Raw genomic sequence first — 231 nt, 5'->3', positions numbered from 1 at the left:
GAACTGGACTTCCTGCGCGAGGACATTCCGCTGCTGATCAAGGAGTCCAAGGACGGCATCAACCGGGTTGGCCGCATAGTCAGGGACCTCAAGGATTTTTCCCGGGTGGACGCCAATCAGGAATGGCAGTGGATCAACCTGCAGCAGGGCATCGAGTCGACCCTGAACATCGTCGCCAACGAACTCAAGTACAAGGCCGATGTGCTCAAGGAGTATCAGGTGCTACCTGAC

Annotated in this window: 1 pseudogene; it reads left to right on the top strand. The window is 56.7% G+C overall.

Going from position 1 to position 231, the window contains the following annotated elements:
• Positions 1-231 (top strand): annotated as a pseudogene (locus AAEZ10_RS27835) (ATP-binding protein); the annotation flags it as partial.

The organism is Pseudomonas sp. H26/SER47-MNA-CIBAN-0231, assembly GCF_040310465.1.
GTDB classification, from domain to species: Bacteria; Pseudomonadota; Gammaproteobacteria; order Pseudomonadales; family Pseudomonadaceae; genus Aquipseudomonas; species Aquipseudomonas atacamensis.
This window is presented reverse-complemented; position numbering and strand designations above follow the sequence as displayed.